35 protein-coding genes are annotated in these 19950 nt (G+C 34.9%); 1 reads left to right on the top strand and 34 read right to left on the bottom strand.

The features are described from left to right. Window positions 1-254: 254 nt before the first annotated feature. The 33 genes from truA to rpsJ form a co-directional block, all read right to left on the bottom strand. Window positions 255-1058, bottom strand: a complete 804-nt coding sequence (gene truA / locus ACJQQZ_RS06545) for a tRNA pseudouridine(38-40) synthase TruA (protein WP_002450503.1) — start codon at window positions 1056-1058, stop codon at window positions 255-257. A gap of 4 nt (window positions 1059-1062) precedes the next feature. Next, window positions 1063-1869: an energy-coupling factor transporter transmembrane component T family protein gene (locus ACJQQZ_RS06550; RefSeq protein WP_002450504.1), complete on the bottom strand. Its 807-nt coding sequence runs from the start codon at window positions 1867-1869 to the stop codon at window positions 1063-1065. Continuing rightward, window positions 1859-2719, bottom strand: a complete 861-nt coding sequence (locus tag ACJQQZ_RS06555; RefSeq protein ID WP_107532941.1) for an energy-coupling factor transporter ATPase — start codon at window positions 2717-2719, stop codon at window positions 1859-1861. The genes ACJQQZ_RS06550 and ACJQQZ_RS06555 overlap by 11 nt, the downstream gene beginning before the upstream one ends. Beyond that, window positions 2716-3525, bottom strand: coding sequence for an energy-coupling factor transporter ATPase (locus ACJQQZ_RS06560; protein ID WP_002450506.1), 810 nt, complete (start codon window positions 3523-3525; stop codon window positions 2716-2718). Before ACJQQZ_RS06560 ends, ACJQQZ_RS06555 begins: the two co-directional genes overlap by 4 nt. A gap of 308 nt (window positions 3526-3833) precedes the next feature. After that, window positions 3834-4202, bottom strand: a complete 369-nt coding sequence (gene rplQ, locus ACJQQZ_RS06565) for a 50S ribosomal protein L17 (protein ID WP_002466473.1) — start codon at window positions 4200-4202, stop codon at window positions 3834-3836. Between the two features lie 16 nt (window positions 4203-4218). Next, a complete protein-coding gene (locus ACJQQZ_RS06570) occupies window positions 4219-5163 on the bottom strand; it encodes a DNA-directed RNA polymerase subunit alpha (protein WP_408023099.1) in 945 nt (314 codons plus the stop codon). A gap of 76 nt (window positions 5164-5239) precedes the next feature. After that, entirely contained in the window at window positions 5240-5629 is a 390-nt protein-coding gene (rpsK, locus tag ACJQQZ_RS06575; RefSeq protein ID WP_002450509.1) for a 30S ribosomal protein S11, read from the bottom strand. 23 nt (window positions 5630-5652) lie between these two features. Continuing rightward, window positions 5653-6018 (bottom strand): 30S ribosomal protein S13, encoded by a 366-nt coding sequence (gene rpsM, locus ACJQQZ_RS06580; protein WP_002450510.1) that lies wholly within the window; start codon window positions 6016-6018, stop codon window positions 5653-5655. A 22-nt stretch (window positions 6019-6040) separates the two neighbouring features. After that, the gene (rpmJ, locus tag ACJQQZ_RS06585; RefSeq protein ID WP_000868342.1) at window positions 6041-6154 is read right to left on the bottom strand and encodes a 50S ribosomal protein L36; all 114 of its coding nucleotides are present in this window, start codon (window positions 6152-6154) and stop codon (window positions 6041-6043) included. Window positions 6155-6185: 31 nt separating this feature from the next. Continuing rightward, the gene (gene infA, locus ACJQQZ_RS06590) at window positions 6186-6404 is read right to left on the bottom strand and encodes a translation initiation factor IF-1 (RefSeq protein WP_001829792.1); all 219 of its coding nucleotides are present in this window, start codon (window positions 6402-6404) and stop codon (window positions 6186-6188) included. Window positions 6405-6599: 195 nt separating this feature from the next. Continuing rightward, complete coding sequence (locus tag ACJQQZ_RS06595; protein ID WP_145505406.1) at window positions 6600-7250, bottom strand: adenylate kinase; 651 nt, start codon at window positions 7248-7250, stop codon at window positions 6600-6602. Between the two features lie 17 nt (window positions 7251-7267). Then, window positions 7268-8563: a preprotein translocase subunit SecY gene (gene secY, locus ACJQQZ_RS06600; protein ID WP_002466482.1), complete on the bottom strand. Its 1296-nt coding sequence runs from the start codon at window positions 8561-8563 to the stop codon at window positions 7268-7270. Beyond that, the gene (gene rplO / locus ACJQQZ_RS06605) at window positions 8563-9003 is read right to left on the bottom strand and encodes a 50S ribosomal protein L15 (RefSeq protein ID WP_002450513.1); all 441 of its coding nucleotides are present in this window, start codon (window positions 9001-9003) and stop codon (window positions 8563-8565) included. The genes secY and rplO overlap by 1 nt, the downstream gene beginning before the upstream one ends. A gap of 16 nt (window positions 9004-9019) precedes the next feature. Continuing rightward, on the bottom strand, window positions 9020-9199 hold the full coding sequence (gene rpmD, locus ACJQQZ_RS06610) for a 50S ribosomal protein L30 (protein WP_001096576.1): 180 nt from the start codon (window positions 9197-9199) through the stop codon (window positions 9020-9022). Between the two features lie 16 nt (window positions 9200-9215). Further along, a complete protein-coding gene (gene rpsE, locus ACJQQZ_RS06615) occupies window positions 9216-9716 on the bottom strand; it encodes a 30S ribosomal protein S5 (protein ID WP_002450514.1) in 501 nt (166 codons plus the stop codon). Window positions 9717-9736: 20 nt separating this feature from the next. Beyond that, window positions 9737-10099, bottom strand: a complete 363-nt coding sequence (gene rplR / locus ACJQQZ_RS06620; RefSeq protein WP_002450515.1) for a 50S ribosomal protein L18 — start codon at window positions 10097-10099, stop codon at window positions 9737-9739. 31 nt (window positions 10100-10130) lie between these two features. After that, the gene (gene rplF / locus ACJQQZ_RS06625) at window positions 10131-10667 is read right to left on the bottom strand and encodes a 50S ribosomal protein L6 (RefSeq protein WP_002450516.1); all 537 of its coding nucleotides are present in this window, start codon (window positions 10665-10667) and stop codon (window positions 10131-10133) included. 24 nt (window positions 10668-10691) lie between these two features. Then, entirely contained in the window at window positions 10692-11090 is a 399-nt protein-coding gene (gene rpsH / locus ACJQQZ_RS06630) for a 30S ribosomal protein S8 (RefSeq protein WP_002450517.1), read from the bottom strand. A 31-nt stretch (window positions 11091-11121) separates the two neighbouring features. Continuing rightward, entirely contained in the window at window positions 11122-11307 is a 186-nt protein-coding gene (locus tag ACJQQZ_RS06635) for a type Z 30S ribosomal protein S14 (RefSeq protein WP_001829713.1), read from the bottom strand. A 22-nt stretch (window positions 11308-11329) separates the two neighbouring features. Next, window positions 11330-11869 carry a 50S ribosomal protein L5 gene (gene rplE, locus ACJQQZ_RS06640; RefSeq protein WP_002466470.1) on the bottom strand — a complete coding sequence of 180 codons (540 nt, stop codon included), beginning with the start codon at window positions 11867-11869 and terminating at the stop codon, window positions 11330-11332. Between the two features lie 25 nt (window positions 11870-11894). Further along, on the bottom strand, window positions 11895-12212 hold the full coding sequence (gene rplX / locus ACJQQZ_RS06645) for a 50S ribosomal protein L24 (protein ID WP_145505410.1): 318 nt from the start codon (window positions 12210-12212) through the stop codon (window positions 11895-11897). Window positions 12213-12247: 35 nt separating this feature from the next. Further along, window positions 12248-12616: a 50S ribosomal protein L14 gene (rplN, locus tag ACJQQZ_RS06650; protein WP_002432661.1), complete on the bottom strand. Its 369-nt coding sequence runs from the start codon at window positions 12614-12616 to the stop codon at window positions 12248-12250. A 31-nt stretch (window positions 12617-12647) separates the two neighbouring features. Then, entirely contained in the window at window positions 12648-12911 is a 264-nt protein-coding gene (gene rpsQ, locus ACJQQZ_RS06655; RefSeq protein ID WP_002432741.1) for a 30S ribosomal protein S17, read from the bottom strand. Between the two features lie 25 nt (window positions 12912-12936). After that, on the bottom strand, window positions 12937-13146 hold the full coding sequence (rpmC, locus tag ACJQQZ_RS06660; protein ID WP_000644737.1) for a 50S ribosomal protein L29: 210 nt from the start codon (window positions 13144-13146) through the stop codon (window positions 12937-12939). Continuing rightward, window positions 13136-13570 carry a 50S ribosomal protein L16 gene (gene rplP / locus ACJQQZ_RS06665; protein ID WP_002450520.1) on the bottom strand — a complete coding sequence of 145 codons (435 nt, stop codon included), beginning with the start codon at window positions 13568-13570 and terminating at the stop codon, window positions 13136-13138. Before rplP ends, rpmC begins: the two co-directional genes overlap by 11 nt. A gap of 2 nt (window positions 13571-13572) precedes the next feature. Then, the gene (gene rpsC, locus ACJQQZ_RS06670) at window positions 13573-14229 is read right to left on the bottom strand and encodes a 30S ribosomal protein S3 (RefSeq protein WP_002450521.1); all 657 of its coding nucleotides are present in this window, start codon (window positions 14227-14229) and stop codon (window positions 13573-13575) included. Between the two features lie 23 nt (window positions 14230-14252). Next, a complete protein-coding gene (gene rplV, locus ACJQQZ_RS06675; protein WP_001829734.1) occupies window positions 14253-14606 on the bottom strand; it encodes a 50S ribosomal protein L22 in 354 nt (117 codons plus the stop codon). Between the two features lie 28 nt (window positions 14607-14634). Then, window positions 14635-14913 (bottom strand): 30S ribosomal protein S19, encoded by a 279-nt coding sequence (rpsS, locus tag ACJQQZ_RS06680; protein ID WP_145505416.1) that lies wholly within the window; start codon window positions 14911-14913, stop codon window positions 14635-14637. Window positions 14914-14980: 67 nt separating this feature from the next. Further along, entirely contained in the window at window positions 14981-15814 is an 834-nt protein-coding gene (gene rplB, locus ACJQQZ_RS06685) for a 50S ribosomal protein L2 (RefSeq protein ID WP_002450523.1), read from the bottom strand. Between the two features lie 30 nt (window positions 15815-15844). Beyond that, window positions 15845-16120, bottom strand: coding sequence for a 50S ribosomal protein L23 (gene rplW, locus ACJQQZ_RS06690; protein WP_002450524.1), 276 nt, complete (start codon window positions 16118-16120; stop codon window positions 15845-15847). Beyond that, window positions 16120-16743 carry a 50S ribosomal protein L4 gene (gene rplD, locus ACJQQZ_RS06695; protein WP_408023100.1) on the bottom strand — a complete coding sequence of 208 codons (624 nt, stop codon included), beginning with the start codon at window positions 16741-16743 and terminating at the stop codon, window positions 16120-16122. Before rplD ends, rplW begins: the two co-directional genes overlap by 1 nt. A 28-nt stretch (window positions 16744-16771) precedes the next feature. Beyond that, window positions 16772-17443: a 50S ribosomal protein L3 gene (gene rplC / locus ACJQQZ_RS06700; protein ID WP_002450526.1), complete on the bottom strand. Its 672-nt coding sequence runs from the start codon at window positions 17441-17443 to the stop codon at window positions 16772-16774. A 27-nt stretch (window positions 17444-17470) separates the two neighbouring features. Continuing rightward, entirely contained in the window at window positions 17471-17779 is a 309-nt protein-coding gene (gene rpsJ / locus ACJQQZ_RS06705; protein ID WP_001118667.1) for a 30S ribosomal protein S10, read from the bottom strand. A gap of 353 nt (window positions 17780-18132) precedes the next feature. Here rpsJ and ACJQQZ_RS06710 point away from each other — a divergent pair, with 353 nt between their 5' ends. Next, on the top strand, window positions 18133-18525 hold the full coding sequence (locus ACJQQZ_RS06710; protein ID WP_002450527.1) for a hypothetical protein: 393 nt from the start codon (window positions 18133-18135) through the stop codon (window positions 18523-18525). A gap of 67 nt (window positions 18526-18592) precedes the next feature. Here the strand turns inward: ACJQQZ_RS06710 and ACJQQZ_RS06715 are convergent, their stop codons facing one another. Then, a complete protein-coding gene (locus ACJQQZ_RS06715; RefSeq protein WP_002450321.1) occupies window positions 18593-19927 on the bottom strand; it encodes an NCS2 family permease in 1335 nt (444 codons plus the stop codon). Between the last annotated feature and the right edge of the window lie 23 nt (window positions 19928-19950).

Genomic DNA, 19950 nt, shown 5'->3' on the forward strand with positions numbered 1-19950 from the left:
AAAAATAAATGCTTCGTTTTAGACTCTAGACAAACTTGATTAACAATCGTTACTTCCGTAATGTCTATATTCTATTTGGTTTGATTTAAAAATTGTTACGATTTAAAGCGTAGATTTCATTTATTTTGTTAACTGTTGTTCTATTTTGCTTATATATCTTGTAACACAATAAGATTCCGGGGCTTATCGTGGGGTGGATATAAAACAATACCGTTAATAATCTTATAATTTCATAGGCCTTTTGTCAATGCAATTCAATCATTTTGTAATGATTTTTTATAATGTATTTTAATTTGGTCTCCAAAGTCTTTAATTAGTGCTTTATCTGATAAATACACTTTTTCTAAATATAGCCCTTCGGATGGTGCTGTAAAAGGTATTTTATTCCTATTTTTCTCTTCTAGTAATTGGGGGATTTCTTCTGGACTTCTTTTACCTTTTCCTACTTCTATTAAAAAGGCAACTAGTACACGAACCATATTATATAAAAAGCCTGATCCGGTAACGATATAATCAAAGCCTTCATCAGTTTTAACTATTTCACTTTGGTATAAGGTCCTCACCTTACTCTCTACTTCTGTTTTTTGTGAACAGAATCCAGTAAAGTCGTGGGTACCTATAAATAGTTTTGCAGCTTCATTCATCTGATTTAAATCTAATGAATCTGCTATATACGTTTTCAATCCACTTTGAAATGGATCGCGATGCTTAGCTTGATAAACTTTATATCGATACCGTTTTCCTACACAATCATATCTACAATGAAAATCTTCATCGACTTGTTTAACAGATTTAACATATATATCATCTGGTAAGGCACTATTCATTGCATATTGCCATTTGCTATTTTCAATTTGTAATTCTGTATCAAAATGAAAATATTGTTGGTACGCGTGTACACCTCTATCAGTACGACTAGAAGGATGTATACTTATGTGCCGTTTATGCATTCTTTTTAGTATTTTTTCAAATTGTTGTTGTACAGTTCTACCTTGTTGTTGAATTTGAAATCCTAAAAATTGGTTACCTTGATATTCAATTTCTACTAAAATACGCAATCATTTACACTCCCATAAATTTAATTAACAATAATACACCCAATATAGGAATTAATAGTAACAATATCAATGTATCTCTCAGACGCCACTGAAGGAGTCTGTAGCTCGTTCTTTCTGCATGTGCATCATAACCCCTTACTTCCATAGCAATCGCTAATTCCTCTGCTCTTTGAAAGGCAGAAATAAACAATGGAATCATCAATGGAATAAATGCTTTAATTCTTGTTATGACGCCTCCAGAACTTATTTCTGAGCCTCTAGACTTTTGCGCTAAAATAATTTTGTCTAATTCATCCATAAGTGTTGGTATAAATCTTAACGCGATAGACATCATCATACTTAATTGATGTACAGGTAGCTTCAACCATTTTAAAGGTGTTAATAATTTTTCAAACGCATCTGTCAAATCAATAGGACTTGTTGAAAGCGTCATTACAGTCGCTATCATAACAATAAAGATTAAACGTAAAGAAATATAAACGCCTTCTAAAATCCCCTTACTTTCAATAGATATAAAGTGCCAATGTAAAAGGATTGCTCCACCTTTTGTAAAAAATACGTGCATTAAAAATGTAAATATTAAAAAGACAAATATTGGTGTTAATCCTTTAATTAAAAACATAAAATTAATTTTAGCCATTCTCACAATTAATAAAATCAATATAAACAACCATGCATACGTACCAAAGGAATGGCATAAAAAGATAAAAATAATAAAAACGAACACAAATATTAGTTTTGATCTTGGATCTAAATGGTGTATAAATGAATTGCTAGGAAGATATCGTCCAATTATTAATTTATTTTTCATTTTGCCACTCCCTGTACAACTCAGCGAATTCTTCCTCTGTTAAAGCAGTGGATGGTAATTTTGTCTGATATTTTGTTTCAAAGTCTTTTTGTAAACAAACAACATCCGGTAAGGTGATATGCCATTGGTTAAGTATGTCAGGTTGACTAAAAAGCGTTCTAGGATTTTCAATTGCCTGTACCTCACCTTTTTGCATTACAATGATTTCTTCAGCGTATTTAGCAACATCATTCATATCATGAGTCACTAGTATAATTGTCTTATGCTGCTCTAATTGTAATTTTTTTAGTAAAGTCATAACTTGATGTCTACTTTTAGGGTCTAAACCTGCTGTTGGCTCATCGACAACGATAATATCTGGATCCATAGCTAAAATAGAAACTAATGCTAATTTTCTCATTTGGCCACCCGACATTTGAAACGGTGATAGAGACATGACATTTCGTGAAAAACCAAGTTCTAATAACATATCAAAAGCATTATTTTTCACTTCTTGTACATTCATGTTGAAATTTTTCGGTCCAAATTCAATTTCCTTTTCTACAGTATCTTCAAAAAGCTGTGATTCTGGAAACTGGAATACCATACCTACATGTTTACGTATGGGTCTTAAAAACTTATCTTTTGTTTTACTGTCTATATGCTTTTCATTAAAATCTATTGAACCACTTGTAGGTTTTAGAAGCGCATTTATATGTTGAATCAATGTTGATTTGCCACTACCAGTTTGTCCCACAATGGCATAATAATGGCCTTGTTTAAATCTAAGTGAAATATTATTTAAAGCCTTGAACTCATATGGTGTTTTAGGTTGGTAAATATAACTCACATTATTCATATTTAAACTCATAATTGATTAACCAACCCTTCATATGTGACAAATGATGAACTTTCAAACAATAATTGATTCATTTTCATAGAAAAAGGTAGTTCAAGCCCTATTTTCATGAGTTGATCAACATCATTATAGATTTCACTTGGTTTACCTTGTTTATAAATTCTTCCGTGATTCATAACAATAATATTATCTGCGTTCATCGTTTCAGATAAATCATGGGTAATAGAAATGATAGTAATTTGTTGTTCCTTTTGAAGTTCTTTTACTAATTGTAATAATGATGATTTAGCTACAGGATCTAACATTGATGTAGCTTCATCTAAAATGATAACTGACGGATTTAATGCTAAAACACTAGCAATAGCTACTCTTTGTTTTTGACCTCCTGATAATGAATGTGGTTCATATTCTGCTAAATCTAACATATCAACTTGTTTAAGTGAAGTTGTTACTTTTTCCTGCATTTCATGATAAGGTACTGAATGATTTTCCAGACCAAAGGCAACATCATACTTAACAATTGCTCCTACAAATTGATTATCTGGATTTTGAAAAACAATGCCAATCTGCTTTCTTATTTGGGCTATATTATCTTTATTAATTTTATGATTATTAAACAAGATTTGCCCTTCATCGGATTCTTCAATACCTACCATTAGTTTAGTAACAGTTGATTTACCTGAACCATTGTGACCAACTATACTCGTCCATTGACCTCGAGGAATATGAAATGATACGTCATTTAAAGTGAAGGCAGAATCACTTTGGTATTTAAATGATACATTTTTAAATTCAATAATATTATCTTCTTCCTTCACTTTTATTCCCCCTTTTAATTTTAATTACCTTTAACATTTTACATTATTTAATATCATATGTATACGTGTTCATAATGATTAAAAGTATTTTGTATGTAGAACTATAATGTATTAAAAAAAGCTGAAGATATGAATATCTCAGCTTAAAAATAAAAAAGCGCGCACCCCATCAGTTTTGTTGAGTTCACGCTTTAATTTAATATTTAGTTTGATGGGGTACTCTGAGCTAGACAATGTCTGTATGTGGCAGACATTATCGTTGCACTCATTTGCTTTATATATAAGTAGTTAGTGTATTTATAGTTAAATTATACTAATTCGATAATTACTGATTCAGCACCGTCACCACGACGAGGGCCTTCTTTAAGAATACGAGTATAACCACCTTGGCGGTCTGTATAACGTTCAGCGATTTCACCGAATAATTTTTGAAGAGCAGTTTGAGTAGTTTCATCTTCGTTTAAGATTTCAACATTTTGTAATGTTTTAGCTGCATTACGACGAGAAGCTAAATCTCCTTTTTTACCTAAAGTGATTAATTTCTCAACAACACTGCGAACTTCTTTTGCACGAGCTTCTGTAGTTTCAATACGCTCACTTACGATAAGTGAAGTAGCTAAGTTACGTAACATAGCTTTACGTTGATCAGAAGTACGACCTAATTTTCTGTAACCCATGAGTTAACCTCCTTTATCAATCTTCTTTTCTTAATCCTAATCCTAAATCTTCTAATTTATATTTTACTTCTTCAAGAGATTTACGACCTAAATTACGCACTTTCATCATGTCAGCTTCAGATTTATCAGCTAACTCTTGTACAGAATTGATTCCTGCGCGTTTCAAGCAGTTATAAGAACGTACAGATAAGTCTAATTCTTCAATAGACATTTCTAATACTTTTTCTTTTTGATCTCCCTCTTTTTCAATCATGATTTCAGCATTTTGTGCTTCATCAGTTAGACCTACAAAGATATTCAAGTGTTCAGTCATTATTTTTGCTGCTAATGATACTGATTCTTGAGGAGTGATTGAACCATTAGTCCAAACATCTAAAGTTAATTTATCAAAATCACTACTTTGACCTACACGTGTATTTTCTACTGTATAGTTAACACGTTCTACAGGTGAATATAGTGAATCTACTGGAATTACACCAATTGGTAAATCACTAGTATTATTTGTTTCAGCTAATGCGTAACCTCTACCCTTATTAGCAACAAGACGAACTTTTAAATGTCCACCTTTAGAAACAGTAGCAATTTTAAGTTCAGGATTTAAAATCTCTACATCACTGTCGTGAGTAATATCACTTGCAGTAACTTCACCTTCATCCTTAACATCGATTTCTAAAGTTTTATCTTCTTCAGAATAGATTTTTAATGCTAGCTTTTTGATGTTCATAATAATAGTAGATACATCTTCAACAACATTATCTACCGCTGAGAATTCGTGTAACACGCCTTCAATTTCGATGTACTTAACTGCTGATCCTGGTAATGAAGATAGTAGGATACGACGTAAGGAGTTTCCTAGTGTAGTACCGTAGCCACGTTCAAGTGGTTCAACAACGAACTTACCGAATTTAGCATCTTCACTAATTTCAATTGTCTCAATTCTAGGTTTTTCGATTTCTATCATTTACAAATATCCTCCTTAAATACGTCGACTTGATTTATACTGTTTGCTCAGTGACCTGTAACAACACAACCATAAATTAGACGCGACGACGTTTTGGTGGACGACAACCATTATGTGGTACTGGAGTAACGTCTCTGATTGCTGTTACTTCAAGTCCTGCTGATTGTAATGCACGGATAGCTGATTCACGGCCTGGTCCAGGTCCTTTAACTGTTACTTCTACAGTTTTTAAACCATGTTCCATAGCTGTTTTAGAAGCTGTTTCAGACGCCATTTGCGCTGCGAATGGTGTTGATTTTTTAGATCCTTTGAATCCTAATGCACCAGCAGATGACCATGATAATGCATTACCGAATTCATCAGTAATCGTTACAATTGTATTATTGAATGTTGAACGGATGTGTGCAACACCACTTTCAATATTCTTTTTCACTTTACGTTTACGAGATACTTGTTTACGTGCCATTTATTATTTGCCTCCTTTACCGATTATTTTTTCTTGTTCGCTACAGTTTTAACTGGGCCTTTACGCGTACGAGCGTTGTTTTTAGTTTTTTGACCGCGAACTGGTAAGCCACGACGGTGACGAATACCACGGTATGATGAAATTTCCATTAAACGTTTAATGTTTAAGTTTTGCTCACGACGTAAGTCACCTTCTACTTTGTAGCTATCAACTACTTCACGAATGCGACCTAATTCATCGTCAGTTAAATCTTTTACGCGAGTGTCAGCTGATACGTTAGCTTCTTCAACGATTTTTTTCGCTGTAGAAGTACCAATACCATATACATAAGTTAAAGAAATAACAACGCGTTTTTCACGTGGAATATCCACTCCTGCAATACGTGCCATATACATTTACACCTCTCTTTTATTAACCTTGTCTTTGTTTGTGTTTTGGATTTTCACAAATTACCATTACTTTACCTTTACGTTTAATGACTTTACATTTTTCGCAAATTGGTTTTACTGATGGTCTTACTTTCATTTTAATACCTCCCTATATTATGGAGTGACGATTATTTATAACGATAAGTAATTCTACCGCGTGATAAATCATACGGAGACATCTCAACAGTTACTTTGTCGCCAGGTAGAATTCGAATGTAGTTCATTCTAATTTTTCCACTTACATGTGCTAAAATTTCATGACCATTTTCTAATTCTACTTTAAACATTGCGTTTGGTAAAGTATCTAATACAGTACCTTCTAATTCAATAACATCTTGTTTAGCCATTGATTAACTTCCCCCTTTTTGCAATAGTAAGGTTATCGTCAATAGACAACTTCAACGATACGAATCTATTAGTGACTAGCTTTAATAAGTTTAACAAAAATTACGGGAATTAATTATCGTTATTTGTCACTCATATTAAATTGTATATTACAGTGTTAGTAAACATTCACATCAACATAGATCGTAAAAGTTGATCTATTGTAATTGGTCTAAGATATCAATGACATCAGTAGTAACCTCTTCAATATCTTTTGAACCATCAATATTTTTCAATACACCTATATTATCATAATATTCTAATATAGGTTTTGATTGTTTAACATTGACTTTCAAACGATTTGAAACAGTTTCCGGATTATCATCTTCACGTTGATATAATTTACCGCCATCAAAATCACAAATACCTTCAACTTTTGGAGGATTAAATACAAGATGATAAGTTGTACCACAATTCTCACAGATACGACGACCTGTAAGACGATTCATTAGTTCTTCCTCTGGAACTTCGATATTGATGACAGCATCAATATTTCTATCAAGTTCAGCCATAATTGAATTTAAAGCTTCTGCTTGATCGATTGTTCTAGGGAAACCATCTAATAAAAATCCTTTTTTTGCATCGTCTTCAGAAATTCTTTCTTTAACGATACCCACAGTAACTTCATCAGGGACTAATTCTCCACGATCCATGTATGATTTAGCTTCTTTACCTAAATCAGTTTCATCTTTAATCGCTTTTCTGAACATGTCACCAGTAGATATGTGTGGTATTGGGAATTTCTTAACAATTTCACTCGCTTGAGTTCCTTTACCTGCACCAGGTAAGCCCATTAAAATGATATTCATAAGTGCCCTCCTACAAATTATCTACCACCAAAGCCTTTATACTCTTTTTGATTTACTTGTGCTTCTAATGATTTCATAGTCTCAATAGCAACACCAATAACGATTAGTAAACTTGTACCACCAATTTGAATTGATCTTGGTAATCCCATAAACTTAGTCGCTAAAATCGGTAAAATTGCAATGACAGCTAAGAAAATAGAGCCAACAAATGTTAATCGATAAAGCACTTTAGTAATATATTTTTTCGTTTGTTCACCAGGACGAATTCCTGGGACATAACTACCTTGCTTCTTAAGGTTGTCAGCCATTTTTTCTGGATTAACTTGAACAAATGCATAAAAATATGCAAATGCAATGATTAATACAATATAGATAACCATTCCTATGTTGCTTGATGGATTTGCTGTATCAGCTATTTGTTGTGCCCATTCAGCTTTAGGGAAAAATAGCGTCAACGTTCTTGGTAATAAGAAAAATGCCATCGCAAAGATAACAGGAATAACACCAGCTGAGTTAACTTTTAAAGGTAGATAAGTTGCTTGTGAACCTAATCGTTGAGCTGTTTGTTTCTTTGCATATTGAATAGGAATTTTACGTTTCGCTTCAAGTACAAATATTGCACCTACTGTTAACAGTACTAATGCAACAATGAGTGCTACTATTTTTAACCAAGCTAAAGACGTATCTTCTTGGCCCACAAAAGCTTGTTGGCCTGCTTGAATAATACTTGATGGTAACGTTGATAAAATACCTGCAAAGATGATAAGTGAAATACCATTACCAACACCAAACTGAGTGATTTGGTCACCAAGCCATATCAAGAATGCAGTTCCTGCTGTTAAAGTTAGTGCAATCAATAAATAACTATATACAGAATGACTTACAATTAAGCGACCACCATATAAGTTATTAAATTGGAACGACATACCTATTGACTGAATGAATGCTAATATAATAGCGAAATAACGTGTTACATTGTTGATTTTTCTTCTACCTACATCACCTTGTTTAGCCCATTCAGAGAACTTAGGAACAATATCCATCTGTAATAATTGCATTACGATAGATGCGGTAATGTATGGCATGATTCCCATCGCAAATATTGAAAAGTTCTTCAAGGCTCCACCACCGAAAGTATTAAGTAAATCAGTGACACCTTGAGAACCTTTTGCTGCTTGATCAAAAGCATTAGGATTTACTCCAGGAGCTGGAATATAAGTCCCAATCTTAAAGATCACTAACATTGCTAGAGTGAAGAAAATCTTGTTTCGAACTTCTTTAGTTTTAAAGAAGCTCACAAGCGTTTGAAACATTAGATCACCTCGTGTGCTCCACCTTTAGCATCAATAGCTTCTGCTGCTGAAGTTGAGAACTTATGAGCTTTCACTGTTAATTTTTTATCTAGTGAGCCGTTACCTAGTACTTTAATACCAGATTTTTCGTTCTTAACAACACCAGATTCTACTAATAAAGCTGGAGTTACTTCAGTACCATCTTCGAATTGATTAAGTTGGTCTAAGTTAACAATAGCATATTCTTTACGATTTATGTTAGTGAAACCACGTTTTGGTAAACGACGGAATAATGGTAATTGTCCACCTTCAAATCCAGGTCTTACTTTACCACCTGAACGTGCTTTTTGACCTTTATGTCCACGGCCACTTGTTTTACCATTACCAGTTGCTGCACCACGACCTACACGGTTACGTTCTTTACGTGAACCTTCTGCTGGTTTTAACTCATGTAATTTCATGTCGGCACCTCCTTAATTATTTTTCTTCTACTGTTAATAAATGTTTAACTTTGTTGATTTGCCCACGAATAGCAGGGTTATCTTCAACAACTACTGAGCTATTAGTCTTTTTAAGACCTAAAGCTTCAACAGTTTTACGTTGTGTTTCAGGACGACCAATAACACTACGAGTGAGGGTAATTTGTAATTTAGCCATAACTTATTTTCCCTCCTTAATTATATAATTCTTCAACTGTTTTGCCGCGTAATTTCGCAACATCTTCAGCGTTTTTAAGGTTTTGTAAACCATTTAAAGTTGCACGAACCATGTTGATTGGTGTGTTTGAACCTAATGATTTACTTAAGATATCAGTGATACCTGCTAATTCTAATACCGCACGAACTGGTCCACCAGCGATAACACCAGTACCAGGAGCTGCAGGTTTCATGAATACACTACCTGAACCATAACGGCCAGTGATTGTGTGAGGTGTAGTACCTTCAACACGTGGAACTACAACTAAATCTTTTTTAGCTGCTTCTACAGCTTTTTTGATTGCTTCAGGTACCTCTTGTGCTTTACCAGTACCGAAACCTACACGACCATTTTTGTCTCCAACTACTACTAATGCAGTGAAACGGAAACGACGTCCACCTTTAACAACTTTAGCAACACGATTGATTGTAACAACGCGTTCTTCAAATTCTTTCGTTTCTTCTTCTCTACGAGCCATGTATTTGTCCCTCCTTTAAATTAAAATTCTAAACCGTTTTCTCTAGCAGCTTCTGCTAATGCTTTAACGCGTCCGTGGTATAAGTAACCTCCACGATCGAATACGATTTCTTTAATTCCTTTATCACTTGCTTTTTTAGCAATTGTTTCGCCAACTTTTGTAGATAAATCAACTTTAGTTGCTGATTCGTTAGCAATATCTTTATCTTTAGATGAAGCTTGAGCTAATGTTTCGCCTTTAACATCATCAATGATTTGTGCGTAAATGTGTTTGTTTGAACGATATACATTTAAACGTGGCTTTTCAGCTGTACCTGATAATTTAGTACGAACACGTGAATGTCTTTTCAAACGCACTTTATTTTTATCAATTTTACTGATCATTTCAATACTCCTTTCTGTAGAGTGTTATCTATTATTTACCAGTTTTACCTTCTTTACGGCGAACGTATTCGCCTTGGTAACGAATACCTTTACCTTTATAAGGTTCTGGAGGTCTTACTGAACGGATGTTAGAAGCGATTGCTCCAACTTGCTCTTTAGATACACCAGAAACTTTAACAGTTGTGTTTTTCTCTACAGCGAAAGTAATTCCGTCTTCGGCTTTAATTTCAACTGGGTGAGAGTAACCAACGTTAAGTACTAAATCATTACCTTGCATTTGAGCACGGTAACCTACACCAACAAGTTCAAGTGTTTTTTCGAAACCTTGAGAAACACCTTGTACCATATTATTTAATAAAGCACGAGTTGTACCATGATCTGTTCTGTCATCTTTAGAATCAGATGGTCTTACAACTTCAATTGTGTTTTCTTCTTGTTTGAATGTCATTCTTTCGTTTAATGTTTTTGATAATTCACCTTTTGGACCTTTAACAGTTACATTATTTTTGTCAAAAGTTACTGTTACGTCACTAGGGATGTCAATAATTTTCTTACCAACACGACTCATGTTATGGCACCTCCTTATTATTTATTACCAAACGTATGCGATAATTTCTCCACCAACATTACGTTTTCTTGCTTCTTTATCAGTGATAACACCTTCAGAAGTTGATACTAATGCAATACCTAAACCATTAAGTACTTTTGGTACTTCGTTAGCTTTAGCATAAACACGTAAACCTGGTTTTGAAATACGTTTTAATCCTGTGATAACACGTTCATTGTTTTGACCATATTTTAAGAATAAACGAATAACACCTTGTTTATCGTCTTCTACGTATTCAACGTTTTTAATGAAACCTTCATTTTTTAAGATTTCAGCAATTTCTTTTTTGATATTAGACGCAGGTAATTCTAATTTATCGTGACGAACCATGTTTGCGTTTCTTACACGAGTTAGCATATCTGCGATTGGATCTGTCATTGTCATTGATTGTTGCCTCCTTTCAGACTCTTGTTTATTACCAGCTAGCTTTGCGTACGCCAGGAATTTGGCCTTTGTAAGCTAATTCACGGAAACAAATACGGCATAATTTAAATTTACGATATACAGAATGTGGACGACCACAGCGTTCACAACGAGTGTATTCACGAACTGCGAATTTTTGTTTTTTTTGTTGCTTAGCAACCATTGAAGTTTTAGCCACTTAATTAGCCTCCTTTTAGAGATTATTTACGAAATGGCATACCGAAGTTTGATAACAATTCACGAGCTTCCTCGTCAGTGTTAGCAGTAGTTACGATAACAATATCCATTCCTCTTACTTTGCTTACTTTATCATAATCGATTTCAGGGAAAATTAATTGTTCTTTAACACCTAATGTGTAGTTACCGCGACCATCGAATGCTTTTTTAGAAACACCTTGGAAGTCACGTACACGTGGTAGTGATACTGAAATAAGTTTATCTAAGAATTCATACATTCTTTCTCCGCGAAGTGTAACTTTCGCACCGATTGGCATACCTTCACGTAAACGGAATGTTGCAACTGATTTTTTAGCCTTAGTTACTAATGGTTTTTGACCAGTGATTAATTCTAACTCTTCAACAGCATTATCTAACACTTTAGAGTTTTGAACAGCGTCACCTACACCCATGTTCACTACGATTTTGTCAATTTTTGGTACTTCCATTACTGAACTATAGTTAAATTTCTTTACTAAGTTCTCAGTAACTTCAGAATTGAATTTTTCTTTTAAACGGTTCAAAGTGGATCCTCCTTTCAACTAGTAATTAATTATTAGATTTAATTTCTTCGCCAGATTTTTTTGCAATACGAACTTTTTTACCATCAACAAATTTGTAACCTACACGAGTTGGTTCGTTTGTTTTAGGGTCTAATAATTGTACGTTAGAAACATGGATAACTGCCTCTGTTTCTAAAATTCCACCTTCAGGGTTTAATTGAGTTGGTTTTTGGTGTTTTTTAATAACGTTAACACCTTCCACAACGACACGGTCACGTTTAGGTTCAGTAGCTACTACTTTACCTTCTTTACCTTTGTCTTTACCTGCGATAACTTTTACGTTGTCACCTTTTTTGATATGCATGTGGGCACCTCCTTATATATTTTGGTTATTTGATTTTATAGTACTTCTGGTGCTAATGATACGATTTTCATGAAGTTACCTTCACGTAATTCACGAGCAACAGGACCAAAGATACGAGTACCACGTGGGCCTTTGTCATCACGAATGATAACACATGCATTTTCGTCAAATTTGATATATGAACCATCGTTACGGCGTACACCTGATTTAGTACGTACTACAACAGCTTTGACAACATCACCTTTTTTAACAACGCCACCTGGTGTTGCATTTTTAACAGTACATACGATAATATCGCCGATGTTCGCTGTTTTGCGACCAGATCCACCTAATACTTTAATTGTAAGAACTTCACGAGCACCAGAGTTGTCTGCTACTTTTAAACGTGTCTCTTGTTGGATCATTAGTTAAACCTCCCTTATCTCTAATCTTGAATTAAATAATTACTGACTCTTCAACAATTTCTACTAAACGAAAACGTTTTGTTGCTGATAAAGGACGAGTTTCTTGAATTTTAACAATGTCTCCTAATTTAGCTGAATTGTTTTCATCATGAGTTTTGTATTTTTTTGAGTATTTTACTCGTTTGCCGTATAATTTGTGTGTTTTGTAAGTTTCAACAAGTACTGTAATAGTCTTGTCCATTTTGTCAGAAACAACTCTACCTACATAAACTTTACGATCATTTCTTTCGCTCACTTTTGTAACCTCCTCTTTCAATTAATTATTGATTAGCCTTACTTTGTTCAATTTCTCTTTCACGAGCAACAGTTTTTAGACGTGCAATCGTTTTTCTTACTGTGCGAATACGTGCAGTTTCTTCTAATTGACCTGTAGCTAACTGAAAGCGTAGGTTAAAAAGCTCTTCTTTTGAAGATTTGATTTGTTCTTCGATTTCTGAAGTGGTTAAGTCTCTAATTTCCTTAGCTTTCATTTGTTTCACCACCCAATTCTTCACGTTTTACAAACTTAGTTTTCACTGGAAGTTTGTGACTTGCTAAACGTAGTGCTTCGCGTGCAACTTCTTCTTGTACACCAGCGACTTCGAATAAAATTCTACCAGGTTTAACGACTGCAATCCAGCCTTCAACCGCACCTTTACCGGCACCCATACGTACTTCTAAAGGTTTTTTAGTATATGGTGTATGAGGGAAGATTTTGATCCAAACTTTCCCACCACGTTTCATATAACGAGTCATTGCAATACGAGCTGATTCGATTTGACGAGAAGTGATCCAAGACGTTGTTGTCGCTTGTAAACCATACTCACCAAATGTTACATAGTTACCGCCTTTTGAACGACCAGTTGTTTTAGGACGATGTTGACGACGATATTTAACACGTTTTGGTAGTAACATGATTATTTTCCTCCTTCACTAGTGTTCTTAGTAGTAGGAAGAACTTCTCCACGATAAATCCATACTTTAACGCCTAATTTACCATAAGTAGTATCTGCTTCAGCGTGTGCATAATCGATGTCAGCACGTAATGTATGAAGTGGAACAGTTCCTTCAGAATATTGTTCAGCACGAGCAATATCAGCTCCGCCTAAACGACCTGATACTTGAGTTTTAATACCTTTAGCACCAAGTTTCATAGCTCTTGTAATAGCTTGTTTTTGTACACGACGGAATGAAGCACGGTTTTCTAATTGACGTGCGATATTTTCAGCAACTAATCTTGCATCAATATCAATTTTCTTAATTTCAATTACGTTGATGTGTACTTTTTTATCAGTTAAAGCGTTTAATTTGTTACGAAGTTTATCAATTTCTGAACCGCCTTTACCAATTACCATACCAGGTTTACCAGTATGAATTGCGATATTAATACGGTTTGCAGCACGTTCGATATCTACGTGAGAAACTGATGCTTCTTTTAATTCATTATCAATAAATTTACGGATTTTTAAATCTTCGTGTAATAGTGAAGCGAAATCTTTTTCAGCATACCATTTTGCTTCCCAATCACGGATGATTCCAACACGAAGTCCGATTGGATTAATTTTTTGACCCACAGTATTCCCTCCTTAGAAAGTTATTAAGCTTCTTTAGCTTCTTCTTTACCGTCACTTACGACGATTGTAATGTGGCTTGTACGTTTATTAATCGCACTTGCACGTCCTTGCGCACGTGGGCGGAAACGTTTTAAAGTTGGTCCTTCATTAGCGTAAGCTTCTTTAACTACTAATTCATCTGTGTTCATGTCGTAGTTATGTTCAGCGTTAGCTAAAGCGGACATTAATACTTTTTCGATAACTGGTGATGAAGCTTTGTTAGTTAATTTTAAAATTGCAATAGCTTCTCCAGCATTTTTACCTCTAATTAAGTCAAGAACTAATCTTACTTTACGAGGTGCGATTCTTATTGTTCTAGCAACCGCTTTTGCTTCCATTAGGATTTCCTCCTCTACTTATTAAAAATTATCTTCTTGTTTTTTTATCGTCAACAGCATGACCTTTAAATGTACGAGTTGGTGCGAATTCACCTAATTTGTGGCCTACCATATCTTCTGTTACATATACAGGTACATGTTTACGTCCATCGTATACTGCGAAAGTATGACCAATGAAATTTGGGAAAACTGTAGAACGACGAGACCATGTTTTAATTACTTGTTTCTTTTCACTTCCGTCTTGTGCTTCAACTTTTTTCATTAAGTGATCATCGACGAAAGCTCCTTTTTTAATACTACGAGCCATTTGGGCGCCTCCCTTCTTATTCTGTGCGTGCAGCTGTTACGCCGCACACCCAAATAAGTTAATTTTATTATTTTTTCTTACGTCCACGAACGATAAGTTTGTCTGATGATTTTTTACCACGACGTGTTTTCTTACCAAGCGTAGGTTTACCCCAAGGTGACATTGGAGATGGTCTACCGATAGGTGCACGACCTTCACCACCACCGTGTGGGTGATCGTTAGGGTTCATTACAGAACCACGAACTGTAGGGCGGATACCTTTCCATCTTGAACGTCCAGCTTTACCAACGTTTACTAGTTCGTGTTGGATGTTACCAACTTGACCAATAGTAGCACGGCAAGTTGAAAGAATCATACGAACTTCACCAGAGCGTAATCTGATTAATACATATTTACCTTCTTTACCTAACACTTGAGAGCTAGCTCCAGCTGAACGAGCAATTTGTCCACCTTTACCAGGTTTTAACTCGATATTGTGGATTACTGTACCTACAGGAATGTTTTGTAATGGTAAAGCATTACCTACTTTGATATCTGCTTCAGCACCACTTTCAACTGTTTGACCTACTTGTAATCCTTTAGGTGCGATGATATAACGTTTTTCACCATCAGCATATACTAATAATGCAATGTTAGCTGAACGGTTTGGATCGTATTGGATAGAATCAACTTTAGCGTTGATACCGTCTTTGTTACGTTTAAAATCGATAACACGGTATTGACGTTTATGTCCTCCACCATGATGACGAACAGTCAATTTACCTTGGTTGTTACGTCCCGCTCTTTTCGGTAGCGGTTGTAATAATGACTTTTCTGGTGTAGTTTTCGTAATTTCAGCGAAATCTAATGAAGTCATATTACGACGACCATTAGTTATTGGCTTATACTTTTTAAGAGCCATTGTCGTTTACCTCCTTATTGGTAATGTTTTTTAGTTGAATAAGTCGATTGAACCTTCTTTAAGTTTTACAATCGCTTTTCTTCTTTTATTTGTGTAGCCTTGGTAACGGCCCATACGTTTTTTCTTAGGTTTGTAGTTGATGATGTTAACATTATCAACTTTTACGTCGAAGATTTCTTCAACAGCAATTTTAACTTGTGTTTTGTTAGCACGAGTATCAACATCGAATGTATATTTATCTTCTGCCATTGCTTCTGAAGATTTCTCAGTGATTACGGGGCGCTTAAGAATATCTCTAGCTTCCATTATCCGAGCACCTCCTCAACTTTTTTAGCAGCAGCTTCAGTGATTACTACACTGTCAGCGCTTGTGATATCTAATACATTTAAACCTTGAGCAGTTGTTACTTGAACACCTGGGATGTTACGTGCTGATAATTCAACGTTTACATCTTCGTTTTCAACAACTACTAAGACTTTTTTAGGTTGTTCTAATGTAGTTAAAACATTTTTGAATTCTTTTGTTTTTGGAGCATCGAAACCGAATGCATCTACAACTGTGAATCCATTTTCTTTAACTTTGAATGATAATGCAGAACGTAATGCTAAACGACGCATTTTCTTAGGCATTTTGTAACCGTAACTTCTTGGAGTTGGTCCGAATACAACGCCACCGCCACGCCATTGTGGAGCACGGATTGTACCTTGACGAGCACGACCTGTTCCTTTTTGTCTCCATGGTTTACGTCCACCGCCACGTACTGCTGAACGGTTTTTAACAGAATGAGTACCTTGACGTAATGAAGCACGTTGTAAATTAATAGCTTCAAATAGAATGCTATTATTTGGTTCGATTGCAAATACTGCATCGCTTAATTCAACTGAACCACTTTTTGATCCGTCTACTTTTAAAACATCATAATTAGCCATTATGCATTTTCCTCCTTTCACTTATTAATTATTTATTACCTTTTTTAATTGATTTAATTGAAGTTGAAATTTCTACTAAACCTTTTTTAGGTCCAGGTACATTACCTTTTACTAAGATCACACTGTTTTCTGTGTCAACTTGTACTACTTCTAGGTTTTGTACAGTAACTGTGTTTCCACCCATACGGCCTGGCATTTTTTGACCTTTAAATACTCTTGAAGCATCTGAAGCCATACCTACAGAACCTGGTGCTCTGTGGAAATGAGAACCGTGAGCCATTGGTCCACGAGCTTGTCCGTGGCGTTTAATAGCACCTTGGAAACCTTTACCTTTTGAAACGCCTGTAACATCAATGATGTCACCAGTTTCGAATGTATCAACTGAGACTTCTTGACCTACTTCGTATTCATCAACGTTAACGTTTCTGAATTCACGAATGAAGCGCTTAGGTGCTGTGTCAGCTTTTTTAGCATGACCTTCAGCTGGTTTATTAGCATATTTATTAGTTTTAGAACCTTTTTTATATGCTTTTTTGTCTTCGAATCCTACTTGGATTGCGTTGTAACCGTCAACTTCTTCAGTTTTCTTTTGTAATACAACGTTTTGTCCTGCTTCTACTACTGTTACTGGGATTAATTCACCGTTTTCTCCAAACACTTGTGTCATCCCGATTTTTCTTCCTAAGATTCCTTTGGTCATCGAAAGTCCACCTCCTAAATTTTTCTATTATAATTTGATTTCGATGTCTACACCAGATGGTAAGTTTAAGCCCATAAGAGCATCAACTGTTTTTGGTGTTGGGTTAACAATATCGATTAAACGTTTATGAGTACGTTGTTCGAATTGTTCACGTGAATCTTTGTACTTATGCACGGCACGGATGATTGTATAAACTGACTTTTCTGTTGGTAACGGAATTGGTCCAGAAACATCTGCACCAGAACGTTTAGCAGTTTCAACAATTTTTTCTGCTGATTGATCAATCACGCGGTGATCATAAGCTTTTAATCTGATTCTGATTTTTTGTTTTGCCATAATTTTCCCTCCTTATTCGTCTACATTTAAGTGATAGACTTCTCCACGAAAACTATCTCACACAGCGCCATGGCAAAGCGGCCGGGTGTGTCAGTAACCTTTCGCTTCATCGCGTTTCTTAAAGTCCAACATTAGATATGTTACATGAAAATCATTGATAAATCAATGGTTTCCACTAACTTTTTCTGTTCTGTCTAACACATACTTTGTTATTGTACTTTAAATGTATTGCTTATTCAACCGTTTTAGGGAATTTTTTTACTTTATTTTTAATTTCATTTCTTTAACCTAATCTTTTTAATACTAACTTCGGTTCCTTTTTATTATAATAGAAGAGAACGGGGGTGAATTAAATGAAAAACGGTATTAAACTTACCCTAGCAATAATTGGTGTTTTCTTAATCATTTGTGAATTCTTTTATGGTATTCCATTTTTAGGTGGTAGCGTTATTGTAAGCTTTGGATGGCAACCATTATTATTTAATGCGTTTCTTTATCTAATTCTTACTATAATATTATTAGTTGACACTCAAAATACTATTAAACCTATGGTGATAATTCCAATACTTGGAATTATTGGTTCGTTTGTAGCATTTATTCCTTTTGTAGGCATGATTATTCATTGGGCATTGTTTGTATTGATGATTTTCTTTGTTTTTATTGTTCTAGCTGCGCCAACTTATATCCCGAATAAAAACGCAAGAGTTATCTATACACAATATAAAGATGGTCATAAATCTAAATAGCGATTATATTGCTTCGTAATAAGAAAAGACGTTCACACTTATGATGGTGTGAACGTCTTTTTTATATTTAGCCATGTACGAAGATGAAGTATAAAATGAATAATACCATTAATACATACATAATCGGATGTACTTCTTTATGTCTTTTACTAATTAACATGGTAATTGGATAGAAAATAAATCCACATGCAATACCAGTAGCTATTGAATATGATAACGGCATCATGATAATTGTAATAAATGCAGGAACTGCAACTTCGAATCGTTTCCAATTGATCTCAGCAAAATTTGCTGCCATTAACACACCCACGACTACAAGTGCTGGCGTTGTAACTGCACTTGTAACTACAGCGATTAATGGACTAAAGAATAGTGCTAATAAGAAACAGAATCCAGTTACAATACTAGCAAAGCCTGTTCTAGCTCCTACTGCCACACCTGAAGTTGATTCAATGTATGATGTAGTTGTTGTAGTACCGAAAATAGCACCTACAATTGTTGCTAGTGAATCTGAGAATAAAGCTCTACCTGCTCTAGGTAACTTGTTGTCTTTCATAATGCCGGCTTGTGTTGCTACTGCAACTAAAGTACCTGCAGTATCAAAGAAATCAATAAATAAGAAAGTTAAAATGACGATTAAGAATTGTATCGTAAATAATTGTCCTGGGTCTTTAAATGCTTCAAATGCTGCGCCAAATGTTGGTTTAATACTTGGAATATGACCTACAACGCCTGTTGGTGTGTGAATTTGACCTGTTATCATACCAACGATAGCAGTAATGATCATACCAATAAATATAGAACCTGGTACTTTTTTCGCATATAACACAACTGTAATAACAATACCGAATATTGCTAATAACACTGGGGCTTTAGTTAAATGACCTAGTGTTACTAATGTTGAGTCATTTTTAACAATGATACCTGAGCTTTGCAGACCAACAAAGGTAATAAACAGCCCTATTCCAGCTGAGACGGCCATTTTCATCTGATAAGGTATTGCGTTAATTATAATCTCACGAAGGCCTGTGACGGTCAAAATCGCGAAGAATATACCTGAGAATAAAACGCCTGTTAAACCGACTTTCCATGGAATGCCCATTGTTAAAACAACTGTAAATGCGAAGAAGGCATTTAGTCCCATTCCAGGTGCTAATGCTATAGGGTACTTTGCAATAAGGCCCATAAATAATGAACCTACAAATGCTGCTAAAGCGGTAGCTACAAAAATGGCCCCTTGGTCCATCTTCATATCTTCAGATACACCTTTAACGCCTGCTAAACTTAAAACTTGTGGATTTACTGCTAAAATATAAGCCATTGATAAGAAAGTAGTGATACCACCTAAGATTTCTCTTTTGAAGTTAGTACCATATTCATCGAACTTGAAGTATTTTTTCACGGCTAATGCTCCTTTTTTTGAAA

The organism is Staphylococcus sp. KUGN1 (assembly GCF_045984185.1).
Taxonomy (GTDB): Bacteria; Bacillota; Bacilli; order Staphylococcales; family Staphylococcaceae; genus Staphylococcus; species Staphylococcus warneri_A.

Coding starts and splice junctions, on each gene's coding strand:
- ACJQQZ_RS06550 (WP_002450504.1), bottom strand. CDS start 1,869: ATGAAAAATAAATTAATAATTGGACGATATCTTCCTAGCAATTCATTT.
- ACJQQZ_RS06555 (WP_107532941.1), bottom strand. CDS start 2,719: ATGAGTTTAAATATGAATAATGTGAGTTATATTTACCAACCTAAAACA.
- rplQ (WP_002466473.1), bottom strand. CDS start 4,202: ATGGGTTACAGAAAATTAGGTCGTACTTCTGATCAACGTAAAGCTATG.
- ACJQQZ_RS06570 (WP_408023099.1), bottom strand. CDS start 5,163: ATGATAGAAATCGAAAAACCTAGAATTGAGACAATTGAAATTAGTGAA.
- rpsK (WP_002450509.1), bottom strand. CDS start 5,629: ATGGCACGTAAACAAGTATCTCGTAAACGTAAAGTGAAAAAGAATATT.
- rpsM (WP_002450510.1), bottom strand. CDS start 6,018: ATGGCACGTATTGCAGGAGTGGATATTCCACGTGAAAAACGCGTTGTT.
- rpmJ (WP_000868342.1), bottom strand. CDS start 6,154: ATGAAAGTAAGACCATCAGTAAAACCAATTTGCGAAAAATGTAAAGTC.
- infA (WP_001829792.1), bottom strand. CDS start 6,404: ATGGCTAAACAAGATGTTATTGAATTAGAAGGTACTGTATTAGATACT.
- ACJQQZ_RS06595 (WP_145505406.1), bottom strand. CDS start 7,250: ATGAATATCATTTTAATGGGCTTACCTGGTGCAGGTAAAGGAACTCAA.
- secY (WP_002466482.1), bottom strand. CDS start 8,563: ATGTTTCAAACGCTTGTGAGCTTCTTTAAAACTAAAGAAGTTCGAAAC.
- rplO (WP_002450513.1), bottom strand. CDS start 9,003: ATGAAATTACATGAGTTAAAACCAGCAGAAGGTTCACGTAAAGAACGT.
- rpmD (WP_001096576.1), bottom strand. CDS start 9,199: ATGGCTAAATTACAAATTACCCTCACTCGTAGTGTTATTGGTCGTCCT.
- rpsE (WP_002450514.1), bottom strand. CDS start 9,716: ATGGCTCGTAGAGAAGAAGAAACGAAAGAATTTGAAGAACGCGTTGTT.
- rplR (WP_002450515.1), bottom strand. CDS start 10,099: ATGATCAGTAAAATTGATAAAAATAAAGTGCGTTTGAAAAGACATTCA.
- rplF (WP_002450516.1), bottom strand. CDS start 10,667: ATGAGTCGTGTTGGTAAGAAAATTATTGACATCCCTAGTGACGTAACA.
- rpsH (WP_002450517.1), bottom strand. CDS start 11,090: ATGACAATGACAGATCCAATCGCAGATATGCTAACTCGTGTAAGAAAC.
- rplX (WP_145505410.1), bottom strand. CDS start 12,212: ATGCATATCAAAAAAGGTGACAACGTAAAAGTTATCGCAGGTAAAGAC.
- rplN (WP_002432661.1), bottom strand. CDS start 12,616: ATGATCCAACAAGAGACACGTTTAAAAGTAGCAGACAACTCTGGTGCT.
- rpmC (WP_000644737.1), bottom strand. CDS start 13,146: ATGAAAGCTAAGGAAATTAGAGACTTAACCACTTCAGAAATCGAAGAA.
- rplP (WP_002450520.1), bottom strand. CDS start 13,570: ATGTTACTACCAAAACGTGTTAAATATCGTCGTCAACATCGTCCTAAA.
- rplV (WP_001829734.1), bottom strand. CDS start 14,606: ATGGAAGCAAAAGCGGTTGCTAGAACAATAAGAATCGCACCTCGTAAA.
- rpsS (WP_145505416.1), bottom strand. CDS start 14,913: ATGGCTCGTAGTATTAAAAAAGGAGCTTTCGTCGATGATCACTTAATG.
- rplB (WP_002450523.1), bottom strand. CDS start 15,814: ATGGCTCTTAAAAAGTATAAGCCAATAACTAATGGTCGTCGTAATATG.
- rplW (WP_002450524.1), bottom strand. CDS start 16,120: ATGGAAGCTAGAGATATTCTTAAGCGCCCCGTAATCACTGAGAAATCT.
- rplD (WP_408023100.1), bottom strand. CDS start 16,743: ATGGCTAATTATGATGTTTTAAAAGTAGACGGATCAAAAAGTGGTTCA.
- rplC (WP_002450526.1), bottom strand. CDS start 17,443: ATGACCAAAGGAATCTTAGGAAGAAAAATCGGGATGACACAAGTGTTT.
- rpsJ (WP_001118667.1), bottom strand. CDS start 17,779: ATGGCAAAACAAAAAATCAGAATCAGATTAAAAGCTTATGATCACCGC.
- ACJQQZ_RS06710 (WP_002450527.1), top strand. CDS start 18,133: ATGAAAAACGGTATTAAACTTACCCTAGCAATAATTGGTGTTTTCTTA.